This window comes from Ruminococcus sp. OM04-4AA (assembly GCF_003462585.1).
GTDB classification, from domain to species: domain Bacteria; phylum Bacillota; class Clostridia; order Lachnospirales; family Lachnospiraceae; genus Mediterraneibacter; species Mediterraneibacter faecis.
In genome coordinates, this window is sequence record NZ_QTZH01000123.1 from 1 (window position 1) to 2254 (window position 2254).

Below are 2254 nucleotides of genomic sequence, written 5' to 3' on the forward strand. Positions count from 1 at the left end.
AACCTATCACTGCTTTGGTTATGCCCTCGACCTATTAGTAACAGTCAGCTCCATGTGTTACCACACTTCCACCTCTGCCCTATCTACCTCGTCGTCTTCAAGGGGTCTTACTAACTTGACGTTATGAGATATCTCATCTTGAGGGGGGCTTCACGCTTAGATGCCTTCAGCGTTTATCCCTTCCCGGCTTGGCTACTCTGCTATGCCTTTGGTAAGACAACAGATACACCAGCGGCCAGTCCATCCCGGTCCTCTCGTACTAAGGACAGCTCCTCTCAAATATCTTACGCCCACGCCGGATAGGGACCGAACTGTCTCACGACGTTCTGAACCCAGCTCGCGTACCGCTTTAATGGGCGAACAGCCCAACCCTTGGGACCTACTTCAGCCCCAGGATGCGATGAGCCGACATCGAGGTGCCAAACCACTCCGTCGATGTGAACTCTTGGGAGTGATAAGCCTGTTATCCCCAGGGTAGCTTTTATCCGTTGAGCGATGGCAATCCCACTTTATACCACCGGATCACTAAGTCCTACTTTCGTACCTGCTCCACCCGTCGGTGTCGCAGTCAAGCTCCCTTCTGCCTTTGCACTCTTCGAATGGTTTCCAACCATTCTGAGGGAACCTTTGAGCGCCTCCGATACCCTTTCGGAGCGACCGCCCCAGTCAAACTCCCCACCTGACATTGTCCCCCAGCCGGATCACGGCTGCTGGTTAGAAACCCAGTACTGCAAGGGTGGTATCCCAACATTGGCTCCATGGCAACTGGCGTTACCATTTCCTAGCCTCCCACCTATCCTGTACATGCAATACCGAATCCCAGTATCAAGCTGGAGTAAAGCTCCATGGGGTCTTTCCGTCCTGGCGCAGGTAACCAGCATCTTCACTGGTATTTCAATTTCACCGGGTGCATTGTTGAGACAGTGCCCAAATCATTACGCCTTTCGTGCGGGTCGGAACTTACCCGACAAGGAATTTCGCTACCTTAGGACCGTTATAGTTACGGCCGCCGTTTACTGGGGCTTAAGTTCAAAGCTTCGCTTGCGCTAACCTCTCCCCTTAACCTTCCAGCACCGGGCAGGCGTCAGCATATACCTCACCTTTCGGTTTTGCATAGACCTGTGTTTTTGCTAAACAGTTGCTTGGGCCAATTCTCTGCGGCCATCTTACTGGCACTCCTTCTCCCGAAGTTACGGAGTCATTTTGCCGAGTTCCTTAACAATGCTTCTCCCGTCGGCCTTAGGATTCTCTCCTCATCCACCTGTGTCGGTTTACGGTACGGGTATCCTGCAAACAATAGCGGCTTTTCTTGACAGTCAGCTCACGTGCTTCCCTACTTATTTTCAGTCCACATCACGTCTTCAGATTGCCTGGCGGATTTGCCAACCAGACTCCTACCTCGCTTGTACCGGTCTTTCCATTCCCGGCTCACGCTCTCTGCCTGTGTCCCCACAGTTCTGTTACAGGATAGTACAGGAATTTCAACCTGTTATCCATCGACTACGTCTTTCGACCTCGCCTTAGGCCCCGACTTACCCAGAGCAGATCAGCTTTACTCTGGAAACCTTAGATATTCGGCCGGAAGGATTCCCACCTTCCTCTCGCTACTCATTCCGGCATTCTCTCTTCTTAAAAGTCCACAGCTCCTTACGGTACTGCTTCGTCCCTTTAAGAATGCTCCTCTACCAATTGAATTCTCAATTCCAAAGCTTCGGCAGTGTGTTTTAGCCCCGGACATTTTCGGCGCAGGACCTCTCGACTAGTGAGCTATTACGCACTCTTTGAATGAATGGCTGCTTCTGAGCCAACATCCTAGTTGTCTTCGAAATCCCACATCCTTTTCCACTTAACACACATTTTGGGGCCTTAGCTGTTGGTCTGGGCTCTTTCCCTTTTGACCACCCAACTTATCTCGGATCGTCTGACTCCCATACATCATCTACACGGCATTCGGAGTTTGATATCCCTTAGTAAGCTTTGACGCCCCCTTAGGAATTCAGTGCTCTACCTCCGCAAGACTCGTATGAGGCTAGCCCTAAAGCTATTTCGAGGAGAACCAGCTATCTCCGGGTTCGATTGGAATTTCTCCCCTATCCACACCTCATCCCCACCCTTTTCAACGGATGTGGGTTCGGTCCTCCATTGCCTTTTACGGCAACTTCAACCTGGACATGGATAGATCACCCGGTTTCGGGTCTACTCCGACTGACTATGCGCCCTATTCAGACTTGGTTTCCCTTCGGCTCCGGACCTT

Annotated in this window: 1 rRNA gene; it reads right to left on the minus strand. The window is 51.4% G+C overall.

Annotated features, from left to right (window positions below):
• Positions 1 to 14: 14 nt before the first annotated feature.
• Positions 15 to 2254 (minus strand): 23S ribosomal RNA (locus DXB52_RS15490); the annotation flags it as partial.